The sequence below is a fragment of the Pelotomaculum propionicicum genome (assembly GCF_048984525.1).
Taxonomy (GTDB): Bacteria; Bacillota; Desulfotomaculia; order Desulfotomaculales; family Pelotomaculaceae; genus Syntrophopropionicum; species Syntrophopropionicum propionicicum_A.
In genome coordinates, this window is record NZ_JBMGJC010000015.1 from 1 (window position 1) to 26,980 (window position 26,980).

At 49.8% G+C, this 26,980-nt stretch carries 26 protein-coding genes; 15 read left to right on the forward strand and 11 right to left on the reverse strand.

Going from position 1 to position 26,980, the window contains the following annotated elements:
* Positions 1 to 210: 210 nt before the first annotated feature.
* From ACOBQJ_RS14775 to ACOBQJ_RS14790, 4 genes are all read right to left on the reverse strand, one after another.
* On the reverse strand, positions 211 to 438 hold the full coding sequence (locus ACOBQJ_RS14775; RefSeq protein ID WP_421072536.1) for a non-oxidative hydroxyarylic acid decarboxylases subunit D: 228 nt from the start codon (positions 436 to 438) through the stop codon (positions 211 to 213).
* Between the two features lie 21 nt (positions 439 to 459).
* Complete coding sequence (locus ACOBQJ_RS14780; protein ID WP_421072537.1) at positions 460 to 1,890, reverse strand: non-oxidative hydroxyarylic acid decarboxylases subunit C; 1,431 nt, start codon at positions 1,888 to 1,890, stop codon at positions 460 to 462.
* Positions 1,891 to 2,277: 387 nt separating this feature from the next.
* Positions 2,278 to 3,711, reverse strand: a complete 1,434-nt coding sequence (locus tag ACOBQJ_RS14785; RefSeq protein WP_421072538.1) for an amino acid permease — start codon at positions 3,709 to 3,711, stop codon at positions 2,278 to 2,280.
* 128 nt (positions 3,712 to 3,839) lie between these two features.
* A complete protein-coding gene (locus tag ACOBQJ_RS14790) occupies positions 3,840 to 4,580 on the reverse strand; it encodes an epoxyqueuosine reductase (protein ID WP_421072539.1) in 741 nt (246 codons plus the stop codon).
* Positions 4,581 to 4,900: 320 nt separating this feature from the next.
* Between ACOBQJ_RS14790 and ACOBQJ_RS14795 the strand changes: the two genes are divergently transcribed.
* The 6 genes from ACOBQJ_RS14795 (at position 4,901) to ACOBQJ_RS14820 (ending at position 10,565) form a co-directional block, all read left to right on the forward strand.
* Positions 4,901 to 5,833, forward strand: coding sequence for a DMT family transporter (locus ACOBQJ_RS14795; RefSeq protein ID WP_421072540.1), 933 nt, complete (start codon positions 4,901 to 4,903; stop codon positions 5,831 to 5,833).
* A 124-nt stretch (positions 5,834 to 5,957) separates the two neighbouring features.
* Positions 5,958 to 7,130: an ABC transporter substrate-binding protein gene (locus tag ACOBQJ_RS14800; RefSeq protein WP_421072541.1), complete on the forward strand. Its 1,173-nt coding sequence runs from the start codon at positions 5,958 to 5,960 to the stop codon at positions 7,128 to 7,130.
* Positions 7,131 to 7,290: 160 nt separating this feature from the next.
* Positions 7,291 to 8,166, forward strand: coding sequence for a branched-chain amino acid ABC transporter permease (locus tag ACOBQJ_RS14805; RefSeq protein WP_421072542.1), 876 nt, complete (start codon positions 7,291 to 7,293; stop codon positions 8,164 to 8,166).
* Positions 8,167 to 8,170: 4 nt separating this feature from the next.
* On the forward strand, positions 8,171 to 9,073 hold the full coding sequence (locus ACOBQJ_RS14810) for a branched-chain amino acid ABC transporter permease (RefSeq protein ID WP_421072543.1): 903 nt from the start codon (positions 8,171 to 8,173) through the stop codon (positions 9,071 to 9,073).
* 14 nt (positions 9,074 to 9,087) lie between these two features.
* Entirely contained in the window at positions 9,088 to 9,855 is a 768-nt protein-coding gene (locus tag ACOBQJ_RS14815) for an ABC transporter ATP-binding protein (RefSeq protein WP_421072544.1), read from the forward strand.
* A 2-nt stretch (positions 9,856 to 9,857) separates the two neighbouring features.
* The gene (locus ACOBQJ_RS14820; RefSeq protein ID WP_421072545.1) at positions 9,858 to 10,565 is read left to right on the forward strand and encodes an ABC transporter ATP-binding protein; all 708 of its coding nucleotides are present in this window, start codon (positions 9,858 to 9,860) and stop codon (positions 10,563 to 10,565) included.
* Between the two features lie 80 nt (positions 10,566 to 10,645).
* Here the strand turns inward: ACOBQJ_RS14820 and ACOBQJ_RS14825 are convergent, their stop codons facing one another.
* Genes ACOBQJ_RS14825 through ACOBQJ_RS14840 form a run of 4 tightly spaced genes read right to left on the reverse strand, consistent with a single transcriptional unit; the run spans position 10,646 to position 13,388 of the window.
* Positions 10,646 to 11,194: a GNAT family N-acetyltransferase gene (locus tag ACOBQJ_RS14825; RefSeq protein ID WP_421072546.1), complete on the reverse strand. Its 549-nt coding sequence runs from the start codon at positions 11,192 to 11,194 to the stop codon at positions 10,646 to 10,648.
* A 13-nt stretch (positions 11,195 to 11,207) separates the two neighbouring features.
* Entirely contained in the window at positions 11,208 to 11,975 is a 768-nt protein-coding gene (locus tag ACOBQJ_RS14830; RefSeq protein ID WP_421072547.1) for a hypothetical protein, read from the reverse strand.
* Between the two features lie 53 nt (positions 11,976 to 12,028).
* The gene (locus ACOBQJ_RS14835; protein ID WP_421072548.1) at positions 12,029 to 12,640 is read right to left on the reverse strand and encodes a class I SAM-dependent methyltransferase; all 612 of its coding nucleotides are present in this window, start codon (positions 12,638 to 12,640) and stop codon (positions 12,029 to 12,031) included.
* Between the two features lie 25 nt (positions 12,641 to 12,665).
* Complete coding sequence (locus ACOBQJ_RS14840; protein WP_421072549.1) at positions 12,666 to 13,388, reverse strand: demethylmenaquinone methyltransferase; 723 nt, start codon at positions 13,386 to 13,388, stop codon at positions 12,666 to 12,668.
* 281 nt (positions 13,389 to 13,669) lie between these two features.
* Here ACOBQJ_RS14840 and ACOBQJ_RS14845 point away from each other — a divergent pair, with 281 nt between their 5' ends.
* From ACOBQJ_RS14845 to ACOBQJ_RS14855, 3 genes are all read left to right on the forward strand, one after another.
* Positions 13,670 to 13,816, forward strand: a complete 147-nt coding sequence (locus tag ACOBQJ_RS14845) for a hypothetical protein (RefSeq protein WP_421072550.1) — start codon at positions 13,670 to 13,672, stop codon at positions 13,814 to 13,816.
* Between the two features lie 188 nt (positions 13,817 to 14,004).
* Entirely contained in the window at positions 14,005 to 14,691 is a 687-nt protein-coding gene (locus ACOBQJ_RS14850) for a DUF6064 family protein (protein ID WP_421072551.1), read from the forward strand.
* A 2-nt stretch (positions 14,692 to 14,693) separates the two neighbouring features.
* Positions 14,694 to 15,530 (forward strand): PaaX family transcriptional regulator C-terminal domain-containing protein, encoded by an 837-nt coding sequence (locus ACOBQJ_RS14855; RefSeq protein WP_421072552.1) that lies wholly within the window; start codon positions 14,694 to 14,696, stop codon positions 15,528 to 15,530.
* A gap of 67 nt (positions 15,531 to 15,597) precedes the next feature.
* On the opposite strand, the gene ACOBQJ_RS14860 is transcribed toward ACOBQJ_RS14855, so the two are convergent.
* Entirely contained in the window at positions 15,598 to 16,407 is an 810-nt protein-coding gene (locus ACOBQJ_RS14860; RefSeq protein ID WP_421072553.1) for a 4Fe-4S binding protein, read from the reverse strand.
* 234 nt (positions 16,408 to 16,641) lie between these two features.
* Between ACOBQJ_RS14860 and ACOBQJ_RS14865 the strand changes: the two genes are divergently transcribed.
* Positions 16,642 to 17,286: a zinc ribbon domain-containing protein gene (locus tag ACOBQJ_RS14865; protein ID WP_421072554.1), complete on the forward strand. Its 645-nt coding sequence runs from the start codon at positions 16,642 to 16,644 to the stop codon at positions 17,284 to 17,286.
* A gap of 139 nt (positions 17,287 to 17,425) precedes the next feature.
* Here the strand turns inward: ACOBQJ_RS14865 and ACOBQJ_RS14870 are convergent, their stop codons facing one another.
* Positions 17,426 to 18,925, reverse strand: a complete 1,500-nt coding sequence (locus tag ACOBQJ_RS14870; RefSeq protein ID WP_421072555.1) for a phytoene desaturase family protein — start codon at positions 18,923 to 18,925, stop codon at positions 17,426 to 17,428.
* Between the two features lie 479 nt (positions 18,926 to 19,404).
* Here ACOBQJ_RS14870 and ACOBQJ_RS14875 point away from each other — a divergent pair, with 479 nt between their 5' ends.
* Positions 19,405 to 22,053 (forward strand): phosphoenolpyruvate synthase, encoded by a 2,649-nt coding sequence (locus ACOBQJ_RS14875; RefSeq protein ID WP_421072556.1) that lies wholly within the window; start codon positions 19,405 to 19,407, stop codon positions 22,051 to 22,053.
* Positions 22,054 to 22,104: 51 nt separating this feature from the next.
* Here ACOBQJ_RS14875 and ACOBQJ_RS14880 read toward each other — a convergent pair whose 3' ends face one another.
* A complete protein-coding gene (locus ACOBQJ_RS14880) occupies positions 22,105 to 22,794 on the reverse strand; it encodes an aspartate/glutamate racemase family protein (RefSeq protein WP_421072557.1) in 690 nt (229 codons plus the stop codon).
* A 270-nt stretch (positions 22,795 to 23,064) separates the two neighbouring features.
* Between ACOBQJ_RS14880 and ACOBQJ_RS14885 the strand changes: the two genes are divergently transcribed.
* From ACOBQJ_RS14885 to ACOBQJ_RS14900, 4 genes are all read left to right on the forward strand, one after another.
* Positions 23,065 to 23,832 carry a MerR family transcriptional regulator gene (locus ACOBQJ_RS14885; protein WP_421072558.1) on the forward strand — a complete coding sequence of 256 codons (768 nt, stop codon included), beginning with the start codon at positions 23,065 to 23,067 and terminating at the stop codon, positions 23,830 to 23,832.
* Between the two features lie 141 nt (positions 23,833 to 23,973).
* Positions 23,974 to 24,345 carry a hypothetical protein gene (locus tag ACOBQJ_RS14890; RefSeq protein ID WP_421072559.1) on the forward strand — a complete coding sequence of 124 codons (372 nt, stop codon included), beginning with the start codon at positions 23,974 to 23,976 and terminating at the stop codon, positions 24,343 to 24,345.
* A gap of 1 nt (position 24,346) precedes the next feature.
* Positions 24,347 to 25,024 carry a zinc-ribbon domain containing protein gene (locus ACOBQJ_RS14895; protein WP_421072560.1) on the forward strand — a complete coding sequence of 226 codons (678 nt, stop codon included), beginning with the start codon at positions 24,347 to 24,349 and terminating at the stop codon, positions 25,022 to 25,024.
* On the forward strand, positions 25,021 to 26,934 hold the full coding sequence (locus ACOBQJ_RS14900) for an SWIM zinc finger family protein (protein ID WP_421072561.1): 1,914 nt from the start codon (positions 25,021 to 25,023) through the stop codon (positions 26,932 to 26,934). The genes ACOBQJ_RS14895 and ACOBQJ_RS14900 overlap by 4 nt, the downstream gene beginning before the upstream one ends.
* Positions 26,935 to 26,980: the final 46 nt, after the last annotated feature.

Consider the following 26,980-nt stretch of genomic DNA (forward strand, 5'->3'; position numbering starts at 1 on the left):
ACACTCATCATTTTAACAGAAAGCAGAAGGGTGTTGCTTTGCTTAAGCATTGAATCCCACCCGCATAGCGGGCGGTTTTTTGTTCTCCTGGCTAAAACCATGCCAGGAGAACTTACTGAAGTATAATCTGTGTGTCAGGGGGACGGGGTTGTTGACACCAAAAAAAAGTGTCAACAACCCCGTCCCCCTGACACCCCCCTGACACACCTGTTACTTCCTGAGAGGAGGGACCGGTGAAAACACCGGGATATTTTCAACATCCACGCCGGCCATCTGGAACCAGGGATCCCTCTTTTCAGGATCAATGACTTCAGGTTCTTCGGTTGACCGCCACACAAAATTACACCCGCCGCAGACGTATACCTCCCAGGCCTTGCTCCCGTCCGGCGCTTCCGCCACTTTGGCGGCGTTATCTTTTAAACAGCGAACACATTTCATTGTGAGAATCTCCTTTCACGCCTATCTGGCAGCCTTCTGCAAGTCCAACAAGATCTTTTGATACGGGTCCGCCTCGGGCATCCGCTCCACCATCCGTACCTCCCTGGCGGTTTCCGGAGCGGCCGGGGTAGTCGCGTCAATGATCAGCTTGCCGCCCATGCCCGGAGGTTCGGAGCACGGGTCCAGAGGCATCCCCGGTGTGTTGGGAATTATAATTACGTCTTTTTGAGGCCGTACCCGTGTAGACAACGCCCACATCACCTGCACCAGGTTAAAGGGGTCCACATCCCCGTCCACCAGGATGATATTCTTGGCATAATTAGTGCCATGCGGGGTCGAAGCCAGCCTCATGGCCACCGTCTTGGCATAACCGCCAAAACGGTTGTCTGTGGCGACGATGACGGTAAGGCCGTGCTGATAAATCGCATTGACGGCTTTTACCTCCGGCATGGTTTCCCTTAGTTGGAAGTAGAGGGTCGTGCTGGTGTTAAGCCCGAGCAGGGTATCATTCTCCGTCCACGGACGGCCAATATACAGATTTTCAAAGATCGGGTCCTTCCGGGTGGTAACGGTATTCAACTTGATCCGGAACTGGCGCTGGGATCCTGAATAGCTCCCCGGAAATTCGCCAAAGGGTCCTTCAACGAAGCGCTGCCTTGGTACGAACTCACCCTCGAGCACGACCTCGGTATAGGCCGGGACATCCAAACCAGATGTGAGTGCTTTGGCCAAAACCAGGGGCGCCCCCATGAAGGATGCCGCGTATTTGTACTCAGACTGGTCGTATTGCAGGGGCGCGCTGGCCATAAGGCTGACCACAGGGTGTACTCCCAGGCATATCGCGACAGGGAGCGCTTTTCCCATTTCTTCAGCCTTGCGCAGGTGGATTCCGCCGTCATGGAACGGCAGCACCTGTATTCCCAGGGTGTCGGGGCCCTGGATCTGGACACGGTATATCCCCACGTTCTGTTTATCCACACTGTCGGGATCCTCCGGGTCCCTGGTAACTATTGAAGCCTTGGAAAGGTAAAAGCCGCCGTCATATTTATTGATACGGAATAAAGGCAAAATTTCATAAAGATTAATGTCTTTGGTGATTTTTACTTCCTGGCAGGGTGCTTCCTTAACCCATTGAAGCTCGCCGTCGCTGCCGCCCGCCCAGCGTTTTACAAATTCAAAAAACTGATCTTTGAGCGGAGTGTCCTTGTCCATCCCCAGCATGACGGCATTGTTTGCCCATGTGCCAAGTACATTCACCACAAGGCGCTTGCCCTTATAGCCCTTGATATTTTCGAGCAGCACAGCCGGGCCTGTATTTCCCGCCGCTATATCCAAAGCCGCCCTGCAAATACGCCGTATGTCCGGCTCGGGCATAACCTCATCAGTATAATGCACCAGCTGCCCCGCTTTCTCCAGTTTCTCCAAAAATCCCCGCAGGCTGTTTTCCTCCATTGATACCACTCCCTTGTGCATACTTCGCTTTTCTTTAATTCCTTACTGCTGGTACCGCGTTAGTGGGCATTGATGTCTAAGTTACCTACTTAACTATGGAAAACATAATATTGCTCTCAAATAGCAAATAGAAGCCACAGAAGCATCTTTTCTTCCTGGTTTTTATGGCTTTGTTCACCTTCTATTTTACCAGAACAAAAGGGTGGTTTTTCTATTCATAAGTAAAAGAACTAGATATTTTAAGGCATTAAAGTTTAATAAGTGCGAAATATTAGTTGCCAACCCTACATCGAAAAAGGAGCTCCGAAATGCAGAATGTACCCACGACTCACCACTCATGTCCCACGGCTCAAATGCCAAGGGGCTCAACACCATGGAGACAACATGCTACTTGCGCCCTGGTTCTTTGTTAATTTGATTTGGGTGTTCTTTTGTATTCAATAAATTGGGAGGTAAGGGTTTGGCCAGTGCCAAACCCCTGCTGAAAAGCCTGCGCGGGTTACTTTTAAAAATGGTATAAACCATCAGGTAGAAACCTGTCAGCAACAGGCCCACGTACAGGCCCGATCCCTGGCCTGGGATTAACGGCATGGTTGCGATGACGGCGACCAGTCCGGCAATGGCGAACCAGGAAGTGTACGGAAAGCCCGCGAGCTGGCAGTGGCCTTTGGGAGGACAGCCATATATTCTTCTGTGTTTGTTATGGGTGATTAGAATGATGGCGTAAACAAAAAGCAGGGAAAATCCGCCGGAACTGACCAGAAACAGGTATATCTGCCTGGGCAGCAGGTACCCTAAACTCACCGAGGCCAGCATGGCGGCTCCCGAGAAGAGGATGCCGCGCAGGGGGACATCCCCCTTATCCACTAAAAAAGCAGGAGCATGCCCGGCGTCCGCCAGGGAACGGACCATCCTGCCCAGGCCGAAGGTGGCCGCCAGCATGGTAGAAATGATCGCCGTGATCATAATAACATTAATGGAGCCGGCCGCGCGGCTCAGCCCTCCGCTGGTCAACGCCGCCACCAGCGGGCTGACTTCCTGGGACAGGCCGGCTGTCGGGACGAGAGGCAGCAGGACCGCAATCACAGAACAGTACAGCCCTATAAGCACTATTACCGTGTAAATAATTGCTCTCGGGATTGTTTTATGGGGGTCCCGCGCTTCAGAAGAGGCCAGGCCGATTATTTCAAAACCGGCGTAACTGAACAGGACGATCAGCATGCTCCCGGCAACACCCCTGATGCCCCCGGGGAAAACCGGTTCTAATGCCAGCGCTCCCAACCCCACCGGCGCTTTTCCCGGAAAGATCCCTATGATCAGAGCCAGGGCCAGTCCGGCAAAGCCTGCCAGGGCTGCCAGTTTCACAGCGGCCAGGCTGCTTTCCAGGTGGCTTAAAGTCCTGGCCCCGAGCAGGTTGAGGAGGGTAACCCCGGCCACAATGATCGTTGCCAGCGCCGGCAGCGACACGCGGGGTATCCATGCCTGTATAAATACTGAAGCAGCCGTTGCCTCACTGGACATGGCCAGCACAAGCCCGGTCCAGTAGACCCAGCCGACAACAAACCCCAGCCACGGGCCAAAGGCCTCCTGGGAGTACGCCTGAAAAGAGCCGGGGCGCGGGTTTGCCACCGCCATCTCGGAAAGGGCGGACAGAATAAAATAGACGAGGACGCCTCCCAAAATAAATGCCAGAAATATGGCCGGGCCGGCCGCCCTGATCGCAATGGAAGACCCTAGAAAAAAGGAACCTCCCACCACCGTTCCGAGAGCCAGCATTGTCAGCTGCCAGGCTGAAAGGCCGGCTTTTGTTTTTGTATCCATGCCCTTAATATGGTCTGGAACAAGTCGAGTTATGTGCCTGTACCGGGTACCTAAGTTATTAAGTTTTAGAAAATTACAAAACTTAGGTACCGGGTACCTAAGTTTTGAAGTTTTGATGTATAAAAAACCTACAGTTCTCTTACGGCGCACGGCCCGGTGGCGCATTTGCCGCAGACGTCGCAGAGGCCCAGGTCGCTGTAATAAGCGTCCACTTCCAGGCAGCGCCCATAGCATTTATGCTTGTCCAGCCCGTCCCGCGTCAGGGCGCCGGTGGGACAGTTCCGGACGCAGGCGAGGCATTTGCCGGCGCTGTGAAAAAGGCATTTTTGCGTTTCCGGGCGGGGCGTCGGGTCAAGCGCCCGGTCCAGGACGATGCTGCCGACGCGTCCCGCGCAGCCGGCGGCCGTTATCAGCATGTGGTGCAGGCCGAAGGTGCCCAGGCCGCAGATATAGGCCACATGCTTGTGGGACCAGAAAGAGACGAGCTTATCCGGGTCAAAGTTATGTGTGGGCTGCTGCCAGTTTGCCTTTACTCCCTCAGACGTTAGCGCTTCGGCCAGCCTCTCACAACAAAGGCTGATCAGCCGGTTCGTTTCAATATACGCCCCCGCCCATTCCCTGGCGACGTAGGGGTGCTTTTTATTTACCTCGACCAGCTCTTTGCTGAATGGTATGAAAAAGGCCGCCACCGATTTCGCTCCGGCGAGGATGTCTGAAGGCAGCAGGTGGCTGGTCCCGACCGCCCTTTTTAATTCACCGAAAAGAGAGTCGTCCGCCCGGGCAAATCCAATAAGCGGGTCGCGGTAGAGGCCTTGCCTCCCGTTTTCTGATATTGTTTTGCATAACACATCATTAATTAATGCTTTCATGAAAACCCCCCGGTTATTATTAAATTTTTAAACGTTTTTATTTATTAGACATCCATACCGCTGACGCGGCGCCGATAAATGGAAAAGATAAAAACAAATAGACAGGATTAACAAGATTTAAATAGGATTAACAGGATTTAAAATAAATTTATTTTGTTTTAACTAAAAAGAATTATTTAATCTTGTAAATCTTTATTAATCCTGTAAATCCTGTCAATATGTTTACCTTTGAGCCGGGTTTATGTTTCCACCAGGATTTTCTAAAGGAAACCGGCCGGCAGGCAGAGAATTTGATAATAAAACGATAAACGGAGATATCTGTGGAAAGAAAAGACACATTATTTAACCCTCTTGCGGCTGTCTTACTGGGTGTGGCGGCCGTCGCGTTTTCCTCCATTTTTACCAAGCTCGCCACCGCCCCTCCGCTGGTGATAGCGTTTTACAGGCTGGCCTTCACGGTTGGCCTGCTTACCCCGCTGGCTTTAAATTCCGCCGGCCGCCGGGAACTAAGGGTCATCAAGAGGAGCGATCTCGGTATGGCAGTCCTTGCCGGCGCTTTTTTGGCCCTGCATTTTTCAGTTTGGATAACATCCCTTAATTATACTTCCGTTGCCAGTTCCACAGTGCTGGTTACGATGCAGCCCCTCTTCGTCTTCACAGGCGGGGTTTTATTTTTGCAGGAGAAGATCAGCGCGAGAGGGATGGCGGGAGCAGCCATAGCCCTGGCCGGCAGCGTATTGATCGGCATCAACGATTTCCAGTTGGGCGGCACGGCATTGAAAGGAGACATACTGGCTTTCAGCGGGGCTTTTTTTGTGGCCGTGTACATGATGATCGGCCGCAAACTGAGGTCAGGGCTCTCACTTTTTCCTTATGTTTTTGTGGTATTCGGCTCTGCCGCGGCCGTCCTGCTCATATTCAACCTGGCATCCGGGACCCGGCTTTACCCCTACCCCGCTTTGGACTGGCTCTGGTTTTTCGCCCTGGCCGTAGTGCCTACAATTTTTGGCCATACCGTTTTTAACTGGGCGCTCCGCTATGTCAAAGCCGCGGTTGTTTCGGTCAGTATACTCGGCGAGCCGGTGGGGGCGACCGTGCTGGCATATTTTATTTTTCGGGAGATACCCGGCTTGCTGCAGATGGCCGGCGGCATTACCGTTATTTTCGGCCTTTGCCTCTTCATTTCCTCTGTGAAAAATCAGGTTTTAGATCCTCAGACCGCTAAAAGCAACACCACTAAGGATGAACAGTAGGTTCGATTAGTTCGGTTCTTAAAACAAGGTTTCTCCTTATGTTGAAAAAAAGGTATTGCCGGTAAAAATGTCGAAATTGTAACTAATTTTATTAACAATTTTAATAAAGGAGGAGATCGGAGAATTGAGGAAAAGGATTTACTTGTTCGCGCTGGTCGCGCTGCTGGCAGTGGCGCTGCTGGCAGTTGGCTGCGGAGGCTCTAAAGACGCTCCCAATGCCGCGGGGGGAGACACTATCAAGATAGGTTTCCTGGGAGGAAAAACCGGCGCCCACGCCCACTACGGCATTGAGACCCTCAAGGGTATGCAGATGGCGGTGGAGGATATCAACAAAGCCGGCGGTGTCCTGGGCAAAAAACTGGAAATTGTTGAAGGCGACCACGGCAGCAACAGCAGCGAGGCCGCCAATGTAACCCAGAAAATGATTACCCAGAAAGTTTCCGCCATAGTAGGCGACCCGACCACAGGCATAACCAAGACGGCAGCACAAATCTGCCAGCCGGCCAAGGTGGTGCTCCTTTCAGCGGGAGCCGTTGGCACCGGTGTTGTTGAAATCGGCGACTATATTTACCGTGACACGCTGCTGGACGCTGTAGCAGCCCCGGCTGTCACCAAGTACCTGACAGAAGAACTCGGGTGGAAAAAGGTGGCCCTGGTAACCACCACCGGCCTGTCCTACAGCGAAAGCCTGACTGCTATTTTCAAACCGGCGCTGGCTAAATACGGCGTTGAAATTGTGGCGGAACAAAGCATTATGGAAAAGGACACCAACTTCAGCGCCCAGGTTACCTCACTGAGCCAGAAGAGTTTTGACGGTGTTATATTTACCGGTTACTACAATGAGGGCGCGTTGTTCATGAAAGAAATGCGCAAGCAGGGCCTGAACCAGGTTATGGCCGGCGGTGACGGGCTCCTCGGCAAGGAACTTTATGAATTAGGAGATAAAGCTGTTGAAGGCAGCATGGTTTACGCCGGTTTTGCGGTAGACCCCAAAAACACCGCCGGTATCACCAAGGAGTTTATTGAAAAGTACCAGGCCCAGAACAACAACAACAAACCGGATATGTTCGCGGCCCAGGGCTACGACGCCGTGCTGATGCTGGCCGAGGCCATGAAGAAGGCCAACAGCAGCGACCCGGCCGTGTTTAAAGAAGCGCTGGCCAAGACCAAAGATTTTAAAGGCGTGACAGGCACGATCACTTTTGACGCTAACCGCGAACCGATCAAGAGCCCTGTCTACCTGCAGGAAGTTAAAGACTCGCAATTCATTGTTAAAACTGTGATACCGACAGCCTAGTTTTCGTATTTAGTCTGATTCAGAGCCGGGCAGCCTGCCAAAGGCTGCCCGGGTACCTGTTGACAAGCAAAAAACCTGTTGTCCGGGCTTTCGCCCGCTTTACCGGCGCCTTTTTTACGTCCTCTGCCGCTTGCTGCGGCTTAAATCAGGAGGTTTATAAATGTTTTTTCAGCAGTTAGTAAACGGGGTAACCCTCGGCTCTACTTATGCCCTGATCGCCCTGGGTTACACCATGGTCTACGGCATCATCCAGCTGATAAATTTTGCCCACGGTGAAGTCTACATGATAGGCGCTTTTGTGGGCCTGATCATGGTTGCCGTATATAAAGTCAATTTCTTTATTGCCCTGCTGGCGGCAATGGCGGTCTGTGTTCCCCTGGCGGTGCTGATAGAAAGGGTGGCCTACCGCCCGCTCCGGAACTCCCCCAGGCTCGCTCCCCTTATCTCCGCCCTGGGCGTTTCCATATTCCTGCAAACCCTGGTCACCCTGATCAAAGGGGACCCCAACCCGCTGGGCTTCCCCCAAGTGATCCAGGATACACTCTATACCCTTGGCCCGGTCAAGTTTTCCCTGGTCCAGGTTATAATACTTGTCGTCGCCAGCCTGATGATGGTTTTTCTCGAGGTCACAATCAAGTACACTAAAATCGGCAAAGCCATGCGGGCTACCTCCGAGGACTATGAAACCGCGAACTTGATGGGCATCAACGTTAACCACGTGGTGTCTTTCACCTTTGCCGCGGGCGCCGCCCTGGCTGCAGCCGGCGGGGTGCTGGTGGGCATGTATTTTAATTCCATCAACCCTTTTATGGGTGTCAGCGTAGGCCTTAAATCTTTTTGCGCTGCGGTTGTAGGGGGGATCGGCAGCATCCCCGGGGCGATGCTGGGTGGCCTGCTGTTGGGTATAGCGGAGGTTTTCGGCGTGGCCCTGGGATTTGACACATACAAGGAAGCAATCTCTTTCGGCCTCTTGATTATTGTTCTACTTTTCAGGCCTACCGGCCTTCTGGGGCATCCCATTCAGAGGAAGGTGTAGGCAAATGGAAGGTATTTTAAGCATTTTTACCAACCCTTATTACAACCAGGTCCTGACCACGATGGGAATTTTCCTTATTGCCGCTTTGGGTCTGCACCTTATTACCGGTGTTACAGGTCAGTTTTCCTTCGGCCACGCAGCATTTCTGAGTATCGGAGCTTATTCTTCCGCCTTAATGAGCATCTACCTGCACACCCCGTTTCTCCTGAACATGCTCGCGGGAGGTCTGATGGCCGCCCTTTTTGGAATTTTGCTGGGGATCCCGAGCATGCGCCTGACGGGGGACTATTTGGGCATTACTACCCTCGGTTTTGGTGAAATCGTAAGAATTGTTTTTATAAACACGAAAATTACCGGCGGTGCCATGGGTCTTGGGGGCATACCCAAAGAAACCAATATCGCCCTTGTTTACCTCCTGGTCGTACTGACAGTCTTCAGCCTTTACCGTATCCAAAATTCACGTTTTGGCCGGGCGCTGGTGGCAATCCGGGAGGACGAAATTGCGGCCGAGACCATGGGCATCAACGTTTACTGGTACAAAATCAAGGCTTTCGCGGTAGGCACCTTTTTTGCCGGGGTCAGCGGGGCTCTTTTCGCCCACATGATGCAGTACCTAAACCCTTCAGACTTCGGCTTCGCCAGGTCATTTGACATATTGAACTTCGTGGTGCTGGGCGGCCTTGGCAGTATCCCCGGGACCATCCTGGGCACAGCGGTGCTCAGCCTGGCGCCCGAATTTCTGCGCTTCGTCAAGGAATACCGCATGCTGATCTACGGCGCCCTGATGATCCTGATGATGATTTTCCGCCCGTACGGTTTGCTGGGCAATGTTGACCTGGTGCGGCTCTTCAAAAATATCTGGCTGCGCAGGACCGGCAAAGGTACTGTATCCGGTGACAAACAATAACCAGAGGTGTGCATATGCCTGTTTTGCTTGAACTTGATCAGATGACAATCAGATTTGGCGGCCTGACCGCGGTTAGTGAGTTAAACATGAAAGTGGAAGAAGGAAAAATCGGGTCACTGATAGGGCCCAACGGCGCCGGCAAGAGCACGGTTTTTAACGTTATCACCGGTATTTACACTCCCACCCAGGGCACGGTTACCTTTAAAGGCAAAAATATAACCGGCCTGAAGCCATACGCGATCACATCCCAGGGCATCGCGCGGACCTTTCAGAACATACGATTGTTTAAAAACCTTTCGGTGCTTGATAATGTCAGGATCGGACGCCACAGCCGCGCCGGCGCCGGTATTTTCGGGGCGCTGACCCGCCATCCGGGGGTAAAGCGGGAGGAAAAATCAATAGTGGAAAAGTCCATTGCCGCCCTTGACCTGGTCGGGCTTGCCTCAAAAAAGAACGAGCTGGCCAGGAACCTGGCCTACGGAGAGCAAAGGCGCCTGGAAATAGCCAGGGCGCTTGCCGCGGAGCCGGTGCTTTTACTCCTGGACGAACCGGCCGCCGGCATGAACCCGCAGGAAAAACAAACCCTGATGCAGATGATCTTAAATATCAGGCAAACCGGCGTGACCATCTTGCTTGTGGAACACGATATGAAGTTTGTCATGAACATTTCCGACTGTGTTGACGTCCTTGATTACGGGTGTAAAATCGCTTCGGGCACCCCCGCGGTGGTACAGCGGGACCCGGCGGTTATCACTGCCTACCTCGGGAAGGAAGTGGTCTGATCATGCTTTTGGCGGTTGAAAACCTGCATGTCTCTTATGGCGGCATCCGGGCTTTAAAAGGTATTTCATTCGAAGTCGCGGAAGGGAAAATTGTCGCCCTGATCGGCGCCAACGGGGCCGGCAAGAGCACCACCCTGAGGACCGTCTGCGGCCTGGTGCGCCCTCAGGACGGACGGATTGAATACAAAGGGGCTGTTATCAACAAAGTACCCCCTTACAAAATCGTAAGCATGGGGATTTCCCTGGTCCCCGAAGGGCGGAGGGTGTTTACCAGGCTGACCGTGCTGGAAAACCTGGAAATGGGGGCTTATTCCCGCAGCAGTTCCCAGGAGGTCAAAGAATCCCTGGCAAACGTTTTCAAGAGATTTCCCCGGCTCCAGGAAAGAAAGAGCCAGCTTGCCGGGACTCTTAGCGGCGGCGAACAGCAGATGCTGGCCATGGGCCGGGCGCTGATGTCGAGGCCGCAGCTGCTCCTGATGGACGAACCGTCCATGGGCCTGGCCCCTATGCTGGTGGAAGAGATATTCTCGATCATCAGGGAAATAAACAACACCGGGACAACCATACTGCTGGTCGAACAAAATGCCCATATGGCCCTCTCCGTCGCCGACAGCGCTTACGTGCTGGAAACAGGGGAAATAGCGCTCTCAGGCCCCGCCGGGGATATGGCTAACAACCCCGAAGTCAGAAAGGCCTATCTGGGAGAGTAAAGTAATAACTTAGGTACCCGGTACCTAAGTTATGGAATATTCAATAACTTTGGTACCGGGTACCTAAGTTTTGGAAAATTCTAAATTTGGTTGCCCCAATCACTCCTCAGTATGGCCAGGACCACCTGGTCACGGAAGTTCCCCTGGGTAAATTCATATTCTCTCAGTACCCCTTCCTGTTTGAAGCCTAATTTCTCAAGAGCTTTAAGGGACCTGTAGTTACCCACTGTAACAAAGGCTTCAATCCGGTTAAGGCCAAGGTCCTCGAAGCAATGAGGAATAACTATATTCATTACTTCCTGCATGATACCCCGTCCCCAATATTCCCGGCCTAACTCAAATCCAATCTCAGCACGCCGGTGTTCCGCTTTCATATTGTGGTAACCACAGGTTCCCAGAACAGACCCGCTTCTTTTATCTACAATGGCCCAGCGCCTGCCCTCCCCTATTTCCGGAAGAATGTTTAATAATTCAACCATTTGCTGAGTTTCTTCGATACTTTTAAAAGTAGCATTCATGTATTCTGTTACCACTTCATCCGACCAATAACTGTGCAGCGTTTCGAGGTCGCCATCTTCTATTTTTCGAAGGGTAAACCGATCTGTTTCCAGTTCAAGCAGCCCGTACATATATGTTACCTCCCTAAAATGTAAAAGGAGGTTCTTTTGCCACTGACGCGATAATCTCCCCGGCCAGTTTTTCCTCCTCTGGTCTCCCACTGACAGCGAGCCACACCGAGCCTTCCGCCCCACAAACGCCGCCTGCCGCGACAAGCTCGGCGGCCGCGCCGGAAAGGATGGAAACAGCCTCGATTTCGCTGATAACTTCGCCCGGAACCGGCAGCAGCCTTGCCCCGTGAGCACCGGGCGCATTGAGTTTCGCGGCCAGCTGGTCAAGGTTGCCGGAAATCCGCTTCTCCAATCCAACCGGCAGCAGCAAACGCACCCTCCTTCCGGCAACAGCCTGCAAAGAAGCTCCAATTGTGCCGGCCCGGCGGTCACCGATGAGGACGGCAGCCCTCTTTTGCGACAGGTCTAAAGAATTGGCGCCTTTCAAAATAATGTCGCCTTCCCTTAGATCGTCGACAACATCGAAAATGGTCTTCCCCTGCCGCCATTCACCCTTAACTATGACCACGTCGCCGGGAAACCCGGTTTCGTCCGGAAGCCTGCCTGTTTCAGTCGCCGGCATGTGGGGAGGAAGGGTTATGCCGCGAAAAAACCGCCTCCGGCTGAATTCTTTTGCTTGTCCGGCTTGCGCCAGAACCTCCTCGGCGACAAAGCCGTTGGTGGTTCCCGCGATGATGACAATGGTACCGGAGCGGAGAGCCACCTGGACCGCGGGGTGAGCAGCCACCGCCCTGGCGATTAACCTTTTGCCCGCCGCCGGTGTCAGAACTACCTGGAACATGGCCTTCCCTCTTTCTTTTCAAAAATTAGCACACGGGGACGGTTCTCGTGTGCTTACCTGAAGATATAATTCCTCCAGCCGTATTTGTGAAAAATGGGGTCCAAATACCCTTCCCGCACAAATTTAAGCCCGGCTTTTTTTGCTTCTTCAGTTATGTATTTTCTTGTATACAGGTAAAACGTCCGGTTAAGGACTCTGCCGTCCACCTCAAGGTTGCTGAATTTTTCACTTATTCCTTCACCGTCAACGACTATGATTGCGGCATAACCGTTCCCGGTCAGAATACTCCTGATTTTTTTAAGGACCGTGCCGATCTCGCCAGGAGCCAGGTGCGGCATCGATCCGGCGGCAAATACACCGTCAAAACTGCCGTACCTCCCATCAAGGTCCCGAAAATCCATCACCTCAAACCGGCACTGGGGGCACCTGGCCCGGGCTATGGAAATACACTCCCCGCTAAAATCCACCCCAAGGACTTCCGCGCCCGTTTGAGCAATCCGCATGCTTTCATGCCCGGGGCCGCAGCCAAGGTCGAGTACCCTTGGTTTCGCCGGAAGCAGAGAGACAAAATCCAGAACCGTGGGTTTTAATATCTCTTCCCCATACCACTGATCAGCTGTTTCTTGCGCTGTCAGGTCGTAAAAAAGCTTAATATCATTGGCCATAAACGGCCTCCTGCAAGGAAAATTATTAAGGTTTTCTGCCTTCCACTATCGCCACTACTCCGCCGCACAAGTTAAGATAACGGGTTTCGACTAATCCGGCTTGCGCAAATATTTCAGCCAGGTCTTTTTGGTGCACAAAACCCTTTGCTGAGCTGTATAAGTACTTGTATGCCTTTTTATTGCCGGAAAACAGCTTCCCCATAGCGGGAATCGCCCTATCGAAACACAGCCAGTACAGTTCCTTGAAAACCGGTGTCACCGGCTGGGCCATGTCCAGAGATACAACCTTTCCTCCCGGTTTAACAACACGCGCCATCTCCCGGACTACTTTAAAAATGTCAGGGACATTGCGCAACCCCCACCCCACGGTGGCACAGTCAAACACGTTATTTTCAAAGGGCAGGTCCATGGCGTCTCCCTGGACCAGCCGTATATTGTCCTTAAATTCAAAGTCCCTTATGTTCTGCCGCGCCACGTCGATCATGTTTTCCGAAAAGTCCAGCCCGGTTATTCTGCCCGCCTGCCCTGCCGCCCGCGCCTGCTCCATGGTCAGCATCCCGGTGCCGCAGCAGACATCCAGCCCTGTCCCGCCTTCTTTTAGTTCCGAGCGTTTCACTGCCAGCCTGCGCCAGGACTTGTCCAGACCAAAAGTCATAAGCGTATTCATCAAGTCGTAGCTCTTCGCTATGGAATTAAACGTTTCCTGAACGTACTTCGTTTTACCCTCTTTACCGGTTAAATTAGCCAAAAAGCTGTCCTCCGATCTCTCTTACTCTGAGGCTGTAACATTGCCTTGCAGTTGGAAAGCATCAGGCTTTATTATAAAAAAATCCTGCCCTGTAAAATGAATTTATTATTCGTATGTTCTGCATTTTTTATCTCAATACCTTTTGAAGCCCCATTAAAATTATATTTTCTCTTCTCATAGTGATTCCTTACCCATCCCGTCCTGAAAAATGCTTGTTTTAAATAATCCAGCAATAGGTTATTTAGCTTGCGGCTGTTTTGGCCATGATAAATCCTAAGGAGGTGTTCAAAATAAAAATTTCTAAAAATGATGACCCGCACCTTATGGAGGGTATCAGGAGATGCGACGTGGCCATGGACCCGGAAGATTTGCCGCTGTTTTATTTTGGCGAAGACCCCGGCGTAACTGATAACGATTGGTGGCAGTAAAAACAACGCGGCAAGGGATGATCCCTTGTCGCTTTTATTATGTTATAACAAAAATCATATTGACATAATATATGTGTTATAACATAATAATAATATACAAAATCATACGTTATACGGGAGGAGGGCCGCATTGTACCGGCTTGCTGATTGACTGATAAAAATTAAAACCATTAGAAGGAGTGTTTTAGATGGCTTTACCCTTTACCGTCGACCAGTTTTTAGGCGTCTTTCAAAATTACAACCTCGCCATGTGGCCGGCTCACCTGGTTGCGTACACTTTAGGCTTGGCGGCGGTTTTTTGTGTCATTAGGAAAAGGTCCTATTCAGACCGGCTGGTTAATCTTATCCTGGGGATATTTTGGGTCTGGAACGGCGCGCTTTACCATATCACCTATTTTAGCTCCATCAATAAAGCAGCTTACGTTTTTGGGTCATTTTTTGTGATACAGGGGTTGCTGTTTATTGTGGCGGGTATGTTAAAAAATAAAATCTCATACGAATTCACCCCAAGCGTCGTCTCTGTAACGGGCATCCTGTTTATTCTGTACGCCATGCTGATTTACCCTTTGGCGGGCTATTGGCTGGGCCACGGCTATCCCTTTTCTCCTTCTTTCGGCCTTGCCCCCTGCCCCACTACTATTTTTACCTTTGGGATGATGCTGCTGGCGGTTAAAACACTGCCCAGGGGAATAATAATAATACCCTTGCTCTGGTCGCTGTTTGGCTTTAGCGCGGCGTTCAGCCTTGGCATTTTGGAGGATACGGGACTCCTGGCGGCAGGAATCCTGGGTTCAATAATGCTGCTAATTAAAAAAAGAGCCGGCTTGCCTGGAAATCATGGTAAAGATGGCCCTTCAAGAAGCGGTGTATGTTAAAGATGTATTTGAAGGTTAGGAGAAATGAAGGCATTACCAGCATCCTGTTATTTATTTTTAATGCTTTCTTAACTGAAAAACAGGTTGATGAATTGCCTCTGAAAACAATATTAAGAATACTGGCGCCCTTCAATAAAAATGAAACCGCGGTCAGGATGGGGCTGTCGAGAGGAGTTCAAAACGGACTTCTGATCAATTTCAAGAAAGAAAATGAGGTATATTACCGGCTGACGGACCAGGGCCGAAATGCCCTCCGGTACTGGTGGAATACAATACGGATATTTCAGCAGAGAGCTGCCCTGCAGCGTGAGGAGTGGAACGGCAAATGGAATGCCGTATATTTTCCTGCCGGCGCCGCGGAAGAACTGGCACTATCTCTAAGGAAGCTCGGCTACGGATCTGTTGAAAGGCACATGTGGATTTCCCCGTATGACGCTTCCGGTCAGGTATCAGCTCTGGCGGCGGAAATTGGGATGGCCGAATCCCTGTACCTGTTCCTGGGCGAACTGGCCGGCGGCAGGCGGTTGGCGGAAATTGTCACGGAAATGTGGCCGGTTGAGGAGTTGAACAAGAAGTATAAAGATTATATTGCCGGCCTAAAGCATGCTGTCGGTGAATTGGATACAGGACCTCCCAGGGGTGGCGCGGTCCTTCCGTTTTTGCACAAGTACGGTCTGCAGATTTTTGGCATCATGCAGGAAGACCCCCAACTGCCGCTGCAGCTGCTGCCACCCGACTGGTCGGGGTTACAGGCGGTCCTGCTCTTCATGGAGACGAGGAAGCAGCTGCTGCCGGAAGCAAACGCTTTTATCGCTGATACAATCGACGAGAAGGGATAAAATTTAAAACAAGAATATTATATTTATTACAAATCTGGCGGATGATCGACCCTGCGATATGTTCCGCTTATTTTGTTTTCTTTGGTATCTTTGATTCACAGGGCACACTGACCTGACATTTTCCACAACCGTACCTTGGCTTGTACATAACAGCTGTTTTATCTATAAATTTAGAGCATATACTGTGATCTTTTCCGTTTTCCAATGATATTGCCCCGACTGGACAATTTTTTACACATTTGCCGCACATTGAGCAGTACTCATTTAAGTCTTCGTACTCTCTCCTGTCAGGTGTTAAATATAATTCCGTGATTAAACTGCCAATTCTCCCGGCCATTCCTTTTTGTGTTATTAACCCTTTGGAAAGACTGAATGTCCCAAGTCCACATACAAATGCAACATGTCTTTCCGACCAGTTGCTTGTATAAGATGATTCGGTATTGCACCAGAACCTTTCGTCCAGTGCAGGCACAAGACTTTTATATCCCGCCTTCAATAATTCAGAATTCAGATGAGCACATAACTTGTTTATAAAAACCTGCCCTTCAATACGTCCATGAAGCCATTCTTCGGAAGGCCATGCCATATCCCTTTTATTCCCTTTTTTGACCGCTTCGGTAAACGGCAGGAAAAAGGATATAACAGTTTTCGCTTGTGGCAGCCATTCTTTTGGAAGCAGGAAATGTTCCCCGATTACTGACTGCTGTTTCAATAATGCAAAGCACTCATCATCTGCAGCGCCAAAGGCAAAGATTGGCGCCTCGTAAATTTTCAATTCAACAACGTTTTCCGAAATGGCTATTTCCCTGGTTATATAATTTTCTTCTGAATTTTCAACAAAGTACTCTGCAGCTTTTATTAAGTCTTGCTTGTCCATATATTCATTTCTCCTTGCAACTATATGAATAGTTGTGCTTTATGTACTATTTAAAGTTTACATTAAAATCCCTGACAATCACACGGAAATTTTTTACACAAGAATATTGTTCATTGACTCATTTTAAAATAATTTTATGCCTTCCTTTCACAGATTTCTAAATTATAGAGAGGGGATACTACAGATTTTGTAGAATTTATATAAAACGGATAATATTTCTCGGGGGGATTTTCTATGTCCAATAAGATTGAGTTTGTCAGAAACTATAATGATTTAAGTACCGACAAGGGTTTCCAATTCGAGTTTTGTTGTGACAGGTGTGGAACCGGGTACCGCACCCGCTTTAAGGCCTCGGTTACCGGTACTATATCCAGTGCTATTGATGCGGCCGGTAGTCTTTTTGGCGGCATACTGGGTAGGGCCTCTAACCTCAGCGATCGTGTTCATTCGGCGGCTTGGGAGAAAGCGCACGATGGGGCTTTTGAGGAGGCCGTTAATGAATTAAAGCCGGACTTCATTCAATGCCCGCGCTGCTCTTCCTGGGTCTGCCGAAAAAGCTGCTGGAACACCAAGCGGGGGCTCTGCAAGGAATGCGCTCCGGATTTAGGTGTGGAGATGTCCGCGGCGCAAGCAAGCCGTTCTGTTGAAGAAGTCTGGGCACATGCCAAAATGTCGGAAGAAGATAAAAAATTAAGCGAAAGCAATTGGAGAGAGACCGTGCGGGCTTCTTGCCCCGAGTGCGAAGCGCCACTGGCCAATAATGCAAAATTCTGCCCGGAATGCGGCGCAAAACTCAAGACTGCAAGTAATTGCCCCGGTTGCGGCTCTAAGATCACGACGAAAGCAAAGTTTTGCCCGGAATGCGGCGAAAGGCTGTAAAAGATCTGTTGTTTTAATTGTGCTTTTACCATATAAAACCCACCTGTTTGGACGCAGGTGGGTTTAACTTATAAGCATAAATACAAAAGGAGCAAGAGTTTGAGATACTCTTGCTCCTAACTTTATTAATGAATACGGTTCACTTTATATTACCGGCACACTGGTAAGCCGCTGCCAGGGCGCCGGGCACACCGCCGATCTGCATCGCCCAGCAGGAGCCGATATAAAGGTTTTTCACCGGTGTTTCCACATTCACGCTCATTGGGCTTTTATAAAACTTCTTCCTGGGGTTCCAACTCCATGCGGAGGTAGCTCCATCCGTGTTATGGGTGTACCTTTCATAAGTCAGCGGCGTGGCGGCGTCTTTGTATTCAATATATCCCCGCAAGCCGGGAATCATCCTGGACGCGCTGTCTATCATGGCTTCCATCGCTTTTTCCTTTAATTGTCCATATACCCCCTTGTCTCCGCCGCCCCAGTTGTTCATCCAGCGGTAAGGCACCATGGTCTGCAGCATCAACGAGGATTTCCCCGCGGGAGCAAGTTTGGGATTAAGCATTGACGGCGAATAAAGTGAGACAGATGTCTTGCTGAAAAACTCTCCGTCTCCGGAATTGTAAATGTCGTAACCGGGTTTATAGCCAAGAGGAAACACATGAGGGACCTTCATATATTTGCCAATTTCTTCGTTGGACATATCCAACCCCAGATATACAGTGAAGAACCCCTCAGAAACAGCAGCACTGTTGATATTATCCTGGAGCGTTTTAGGAATAAGGCTCTTGTCGTCTAAAAGCTTCTGGAACGTTTTCTTATAATCCCCGGCAGAAATAACATAATCCGCCTTATAAACGGTATTATTGCAGGAGACTCCAACCGCGGCCCCGTTTTTGGTGATTATTTTATCGACATAGGATAACAGCTTCAAATCCCCGCCCAGTTTCCTGAAATTTTCCGCGAGGACGTCAGCCCAGGACTGCATACCGCTTTTCACAGTCCAAAGGTCGGTAAACATCGTTACCAATGCGGCTCCTACGACCATGGCCGGCATATCCGGATAACTGATTTCGCTGAACAGATGGAACAGCTTTGAGTCTTTCTCGAAAAACCTGGCGGCAAACTCCGATGACGTCATGTCGCCATACTGCTTTGATATTTTCATTTGCCTGGGGGCGCTCAGGATATAGGGAAGCATTGATTTTAACATTGCCAAACCACTGTATAAAAAGGGCATGGGTTCATCCACGTACTTCATTGCGGCGAGTATTTTGTCCAGCTCTGAAAAAGCCTTGTCCAGCTTTTCTTTGTCGGACGGAAAACCTGAGTAAATCATTTTTTTATAATCATCGTAATTATCCGGAGTTCCGTCGTAATGCTCTGAAACGAACCGCACTCTCATTTTTACAAAGTCTATCTTTTCCAATACTCCGATGTCCTTCATTGCCTTGAATACAGATGATGAAGCTTCAAAGGTAAGGGTGCCGCTCTCAAAATAATAACCCTTCCTGTAAAACCCGGCAGTATATCCGCCAGGCATGCTGTGGGACTCAAATATGGTTACTTTATGTCCTTTCTTTGCCAGGAGGTTGCCGGCAATCAGACCGCCTATACCCGCACCGATGATTATTACCTTTTTCATTTTTCCCTTACCCCCCTTAATTGCTTCCTCTTTTAGCCCTTTTTTTCTTTTATTAAACCATATGCCGAGACAATAACAATAAAACCAATAAAACCGATATATACCCAATCAGATGTTGTCCACGCAGAACTATATCTGGTGAAAAACACCCACAGTAACCACAAAGAACCTAAAATTACAAAAATTAGGTTAATTTGTCTTGGTAACAAATAAAAAACTCCCTTATATAGATTAGTTGTTTAAAGTCACCGGTTTTTTACGGGAAAAAGCAACTGCTTCCTGTTAATTGAGCCTGATATTATATGAGACTCTTACTCACTGTAGATATAGTAAAATTATACCATAAAAAGTAAAATGAAGCGCGGGAATTGGACGGTTAAAAAATTAACGGTGCGTTAGAGAATTCCAAAGAATATAGTTCGCCTATTAAGAAAACATATGAAATGTAACATATCATATTCTCCAAAGGGGTGGGTCATATGAACCCATACGTATTTTACTTTGATCAGATAGACAACACCCGTTTGCCTGATGTGGGAGGCAAAGGCGCCAACCTGGGTGAAATGAGCAGAGCAGGATTTCCAGTTCCCCGGGGATTTTGCATTAGCACACGCGCTTATAAGGAGTTTATCGCGGCCAGCACTGAGATGGACGGGCTGCTGGATTCGCTGGACCGGCTGCAGCCGGATCAACTGGACGAAATCGGCAGGCTGGGGCAGCGGATCCGGGACCACCTGATGTCAGTTGCCGTCCCCGAAACGGTTAAATCGGCAGTTATCGAAGGGTGGCAGAAGTACGGGGAAAACCGGGAGTTTGCCGTCCGGTCCAGCGCCACGGCGGAGGACCTGCCCACGGCTTCCTTTGCCGGCCAGCAGGAGACCTATTTGAATGTGAAAGGCCCCGATCAATTGCTGAAGGCCGTACAAAAATGCTGGGCTTCTCTGTTTACCGACCGGGCTATTGCATACCGAGCCCGGAACGGATTTGACCACCGGGACGTTTTTTTGTCTGTTGTCGTACAGCAAATGGTCTTTCCCGAAGTGTCGGGGATCATGTTTACGGCCGACCCGGTAACCGGCAACCGGAGGGTCGTGTCCATTGACGCGAGCTTCGGCCTGGGGGAAGCGCTGGTCTCGGGCATCGTCTCAGCCGATTTATACCAGGTCAAAGCGGAGAAATTGATCAAAAAGAAGATCGCCAGAAAAGAAATCGCCATCTATGCCAGGCCCGAGGGCGGCACGGACAACGTGGAACTGGCGGAAGAAATGCAAACAGCCCCGTCTTTGTCTGAAGAACAGGCGGTCAAGCTGGCCTTGATGGGACGAAGCATCGAAGGACATTTCGGCAGCCCGCAGGATATCGAGTGGTGCCTGTCTGACGGTGAAATATATGTTTTGCAGAGCCGGCCTATTACCACGCTCTACCCCGTTCCGCCGGCTGAAGATAATCAAGTCCGCCTTTTCCTGTCATTCGGCCACGTGCAAATGATGACCGAGGCCATCAAGCCCCTGGGGATATCGGTTCTGCGGACTTTTATTCCCCTGGGCAAAAGTTCGCCGCCGGGAGAGAGCGACCTCCTGGTGGAAGCCGGCAGCAGGCTGTATTCAGACGTGATCACCCGGCTGCTTGAATATCCGTTTTTAAAGAAGCGGCTGCCCGAATTACTGCTCAACGTCGATGAAATGTTCAGCCGGGCGGTGCGGGAATTCATAGAAAGAGAAGAGTTTCAGGCAGCGGCGCGGCCCGGTAAAAGAATCAAATTCACTTTGGTAAGAAAGGCCTTCCCCACGGTGCTCGCCATCCTAAAAAATATCCTGCACCGGGAAAATGACCAGGCTATTGATATGATGAACCGGTTTATCGCCGAAAAAGTCGATGAAAACAGGAAACTGCTGCTGGAAGTATCCGGCTCGGCCAGGATCACACGGATACAGGAAATGCTGAACACGATACTGTCGATGGCTGTTGCCAAAGTAGCCCAATATTTGCCGACCGCGCTTATCACGTACAAGCTCATTGAAAACCTGTCCCGCCGGTGGCTCGGCGACACGGCCGAGATGGGCGGCATCAGCAAATCCCCGCCGGGTAATGTGACAACTGAAATGGGGCTGGCGCTGGGGGATGTAGCCGACGCGGTGAGAAGCCATCCGGCAGTGATCGAATACCTGGAGCATGCGTCTGATGAAAGCTTTTTTGAGAATTTAAAGGCTGTTCCCGGCGGAGAAGAGGTCCTGCCGGTTTTTCTGGGATTCTTCGAACGTTACGGGATGCGGGGGACGGGGGAAATAGACGTGACCCGCCCGCGTTGGCGCGAGGTCCCGACCCAGCTGGTCCCCGCTATAATGGGCCATATTAGAGGTGTCAGGCCCGGGCAGCACCGCCTTGATTTTCTGGCGGGTAAAAAGGAAGCTGATCTTGCTGTCGAAAGGCTGCTGGAACGACTGAGAAAAAAACCTTTGGGCTTCATCAAGGGCAGGATCATGCGGCGGCTGATTAAGGTCCACCGCTCTCTGATCGGGATCAGGGAACATCCCAAGTATTTCATTGTGCAGAATTTCGATCTGATCAAGCAGGCTATTTTGCAGGAGGGCGACGGCCTGGCCGCGGCCGGAGTCCTTGAACAGCCGGAAGATGTTTTCTGGCTGTCGCTGCAGGAAATTAAAGAAGTGTTAGAAACACGGCGGCTGGACCGCGATTTAATCAACCGGCGTAAAGAAAAATTCCAGCGCGATGAGAAACTTGCCCCTCCCCGGGCTATAACCAGCGAGGGAGAAATCATCACAGCCAAACCAGGGGCCCACGTGCCGCCGGGCACGCTGAGCGGGAGCCCGGTTTCGGCAGGAAAGGCTGAGGGCCGGGCCCGGGTGATACTAAAACTGGCAGAGGCTAAAATGGAAAAAGGAGATATACTGGTAGCGCCTTACACCGACCCGGCCTGGACGCCGCTGTTCCCGCTGGCGGCCGGCCTGGTGACGGAAGTCGGCGGCCTGATGACCCACGGCGCGGTGGTGGCGAGGGAATACGGCATTCCGGCGGTGGTGGGGCTGGACAACGCGACCCGTAAAATCCGGGACGGGCAGTTGATACGAGTGGACGGCACCCGGGGCTTTGTGGAGATCCTTGAGTAAAGCAAACGGTATTGCACCGTGAGGCGACGACTGGCCAAGAAACGCCCAAAATCACTCAAGGGCACGTTCAACAGCCCCTTTGGCATGGATTACCGTGGTATCAAAGAGCGGAACAGCTGAATCCTCTTGCCTTACCAGCAGACCGATTTCGGTACAACCCAGGATAATTCCCTCCGCCCCGGCTTTTGTTAAACTCTGAATTATATTTTTATAGCGGTCCCTGGAATCCTGCTTGATGCGTCCAAGGCACAGCTCCCGGTAAATTACCCTGTTGACAAATTCCCTGTCTTCACTGCCGGGAACCAGGACCCTGATCCCTCTTCTCTCCAGGCGGGATTTATAAAACTCCTGCTCCATAGTGTACCTTGTCCCCAGGAGCCCCGCGGTTTTAATCCCCCTTGCCAACACCTCAGCCGCAGTAATATCCGCAATGTGCAGTAACGGGATGCCAATGTTTGCCTCGATCTGTCCGGCGGTTTTGTGCATTGTGTTGGTGCAGAGCAGGATAAAGTCCGCTCCGGCCGCTTCAAGGCCACGGGCTGCCTGAACCAGAACGTTTCCCGCCTTTTCCCACTCGCTGTTCCTTTGAAAATTCTCTATTTCCTCAAAGTCTACACTGTAAAGGATGCATTCTGCGGAATGCAGTTCGCCCAGCCTGGCCTTAACTTCTTCATTGATAATCCGGTAATATAAGGCTGACGACTCCCAGCTCATCCCGCCTATCAACCCGATTGTCTTCATGTATTAACCTCCAATCTGACCGTTCGGCTATATACCTGAAAATTAATTAAACGTCCGGCAAAGACTATGGTCTGACATGCTTATCAAATATTCTCAGAAAATATTTCTGGCTGGATAAAATTATTATAGTACACCTGTAAAATTTTAATCAATATGTCTATATTAATACTGTCCCCCTGCTTCTTACCCTGGGAATAAAAAACAACAAACCGCTGCTTGACCTTGACCTTGGGTAATGGTTTATGATGGACTATGAAGGGAGGCGAGCCCGTGGGTTATACGGTTAACCAGGTCGCAAAACTGGCAGGCGTAACGCTTAGGACTTTGCGTTACTACGACAAAATCGGGCTGTTAACCCCGCATACACGGACGGAAGCGGGTTACAGAATTTATTCTCAGGAAGATGTGGATAAGCTTCAGCAGGTCCTCTTTTTCAAGGAACTTGATTTCCCCCTGGCCAGGATCCGTGAAATACTGGATAATCCCCTGTTTGACAGGCGGGATGCTTTGAAAATGCAGTCTGATTACCTGGAAAAGAGAGCGGCCAGGTACCTCAAATTATCTCAGCTTGCCAGAGAAACATTAAGCAATTTAGAAGGAGGTAATAAAATGAATAAAAAGGATATGTTCAAAGGCTTTGACTATGATCAGATGCTGGAGGAGCAAAAGCAGTACGAGGACGAAGTAAAAGAGCGCTGGGGAAATACTGACGCGTATAAAGAGTCGATGGCAAAAACCGCAAAGTACACCAAAGAAGACTGGGAACGGATAAACGAGGTGCAAATGCAGAACCTCAAAGACCTTTGCGAACTGTACAACGCAAAAGTGCCTCATGACGACCCGCGGGTACAGGAAGTAGTCGACAGGTCAAGGAAATTCATCAGCGATAATTTTTATGATTGTCCGCCGGAAGCTTTCAGATGTATGGGACAGATGTATGTTACCGACGAAAGGTTTGCCGCGTATTACGATAAGTTTGCCCCCGGCCTGGCCTCGTATTATAATGATGCCATTCAATATTATTGTACGAAAAAGTAGCGTCACACGTTGACCTTTATCCCTGCGAAGTCTATAGAAAAAAAGTAAAGTAACCGACAAATAACCTTTCATTAGTGAAGGGTTATTTTTTATTGTAAAAGAAATATATACATTAATCAGTTTAATATGGTGGGGAATAGTGTGAACCGGTATGATCTTCGCAAAAAAGTATGGGTACGGGCGGGTGAGCTAATAGCGGAAAAAGGGTACGTCAGCCCGGTAGACCTTCTGGTAAGAATGGAACGGTTAACGCCGCAACAAGTGGAAGACTGGCGTTTCCGGCGCATCCCGTATCTAGAGCGTGTAGCCAAAGGCAATTTAAGCAAGATGAATACGATTTTGCTGGCCCTTCGGGAATTTGCCCGGTCTGCGGAACTGAAACCATCTTTAACCGCTTATATGTCATGGGGTAAAGGACCGAAGCAGAGGTTGCGCTTTTCCAAGTACAGAAACCCTTCTGTGGAAGAAAAGTACTCCACTCACTATGTATTAAACAGGAGAGGGATAAATTAATTTGGATGATACGATAAGAGGCCGTCAACAGAAAATCCGTTTTTGTCAGGCTGCCCAAAACTTTACCAATAAAGCAAAAAATTTAGCGTCAGTACAGGAGGTTGTTCTGTGCGGCTCCATGGCCAGTGACGATCCATATCCGCTGGACATCGATTTGGCTGTCGTTTTAGATGGTTTGCACGAGCTTTCACAACTGGCCAGGTTTTGCAGGCAAATTTCTTCCGTCACTCACGCATGGGAGGTATTTGTGTTCAATACCGGCCGGGAGTACCTGGGTCGAATATGTCATAAACGGGAATGTCCGGGACTGCGGTATTGCGATGCACCCGATTGTGGTAAAATTCCTCATTTGCACAATGTACGGGGGTTTCGTTTTAAGCCGGCGCTGTTTCTTTCCCCCCAATTGCAGATTCTTTGGAGCAGGAATGAAGAGAGCATCCTGCTCTCCTGGCGCAGGGAACTAAACTTGAGAAAATCTCAAGTCAAATCTTATGAAGCGATCCGCTTGATCTGCCGGGAATGTGGGAATAGATTCATTTTTGAAGCTTCGGAGCAAAAATTTTTTGCAAAGCGGGGCTGGCAGGAACCAAAACGGTGTGAGTCCTGCCGGGAGAAAAAGTGGTTGCGTAACATGGGAATCGATCCGGAATGGCCAGAGGAAGACGAGGATGAAGAATGATGAAAGAATACCATGATTTCAAGCTGCTATTGAACGAAATGAACAAGTATATCCGTGATTACATAGCAGACCGTGGGCTCGCATATTATGAACAAGGGCTGGTTGAAAATGTGCGAATCAAGGAACCATGGATTCATGCCACCGTCCTGGGCAATTACGGGGATTATGAAGTTCAGGTTCATATGACCGATTTCAGCAAAAGCCGGTGCGGCTGCCCTTATGATGATTACTGCAAACATATGGCGGCAGTTGTTTTTTACGTTACCCGTGGATACGCTGATCAGCCGGCTCGCAATGAACCTGCCGTGTTTTCCCGTGCGGGAGCATCCGATAAGGCAGGCACTTCCGAAACCCTTGAACAACAGCCAGTCCGTCAACCAGGCAACGATCTTCAACAACACCTGAAAGACATGGATAAAGACTACTTACTAGAAACCATAACCAGGTTGGTGGAAATCGAGCCATCAACAGAAGAAACACTTCGTCTTATCCTCACTGAGCGTGAACGGAACGCAGATTTGCATTCTGATAAGGTTCGCCAGTTGGGTCTGTATAGCTCACTCGCTTACCATCAAAAAAGATTTCCATCCATTTTAAAAGAGTGTGAGTCCCTGTTTACCAAAATTGACACTGCGGATGAAGACAGCTTCGACAGATATGGATACTGTGATGATGACTATGATTATATAACCGTATGGGACTTTACCAAAGGTTTAGAGATTTTGCACCGTTATGGTCAGGAATTATTGAAAATGGTTACCGCAGAACATTACATACCCGGCATTATGGGACTGCTGGCCGCGGTGACTGAGCTCGAAGATTGGAGCGCCAACTACGAAGATGAATATGGCGAAAGCGATCTTGTAGATTTCTGTTCGGAATTTGAGGATTACCTTTGGGAAGCGCTGGAACGCGTGCGTGATTACCAGCTTCATGACCGGCAAGCTCAAACATTCTTAAAGGAACTCATAGATTGGGTTATGCTTCAATGCAAAAAGCTGGACGATTTACCTGTCTGGACCTCAGTTTTGAATAATTGCATCCCGGATAATAGGTATCTCTGGCATCTAAAGGAAAGGATCATTAAGCTCGACAGGGATTTCTTACAGAGCGCCCGCCTTGATGATGAAAAGCATCGCAGTATTCTAGTATCCTGGTGGGTGGAATTGTGTTTATCCTTGGGGCTGGAAGAAGAGGCGAAACAAACTGCGGGCATTCTGGAAGGCTCATCCCAGTCTGAGGCTTCCATAGCGTATAGTTTTATACGATATTATGAAGGATTAGAACGCTGGCCAGAGGCGATTGTGGCAATGCAAACCATTTTGAATACTGGCTCCAAGATTAATCCCCACGATTACCAGCGGATTATCCGTTTGTATGAAAAAACCGGCAACGCCCAGGGAATGAAAGACTGGTACGAAAAATGGTTCCTGTCCTACCCCAACTTTGACCTGTTTAAACAAAGCGTCGCTCTCATAGAAAATGACGCTGATAAAGAAGCTAAAATCCAAAGATGGCTGGAACATTTGGAGCAAAACAGAGAATTTATACTTTTAATCAGTATTTATCTTAACCACCTGGTTGACATCGATAAAGCCTGGTCCGTATATCTCAAACACAAGGTCTTGCTCCGGGTGGACGAGCCGGTAATACTCAAACTTTTCAAGACGATGAAAAGCGATGCGCCGGCAAAGCTGATTCCTGTTTACCGTGAGTTAGCGTTAAATAATATCAGCAACAAGAACCGCTCGGCATACGCCAGGGCAGCCAGGTGGATGAAGGATTTAAGAGAAGTATGCGGGTTATCCGGAAACGAGGAAACTTGGACAGCTTTTCACAGTAAAATAATGACGGAATACCGACGGTTTCGCGCCTTGATGGAGGAAATCAGGGCAGCGGGGATTGTTTAAACAAAAAAGAGCCCGGCTAGTTTTTTACCAAACTGAAGGAATCAAG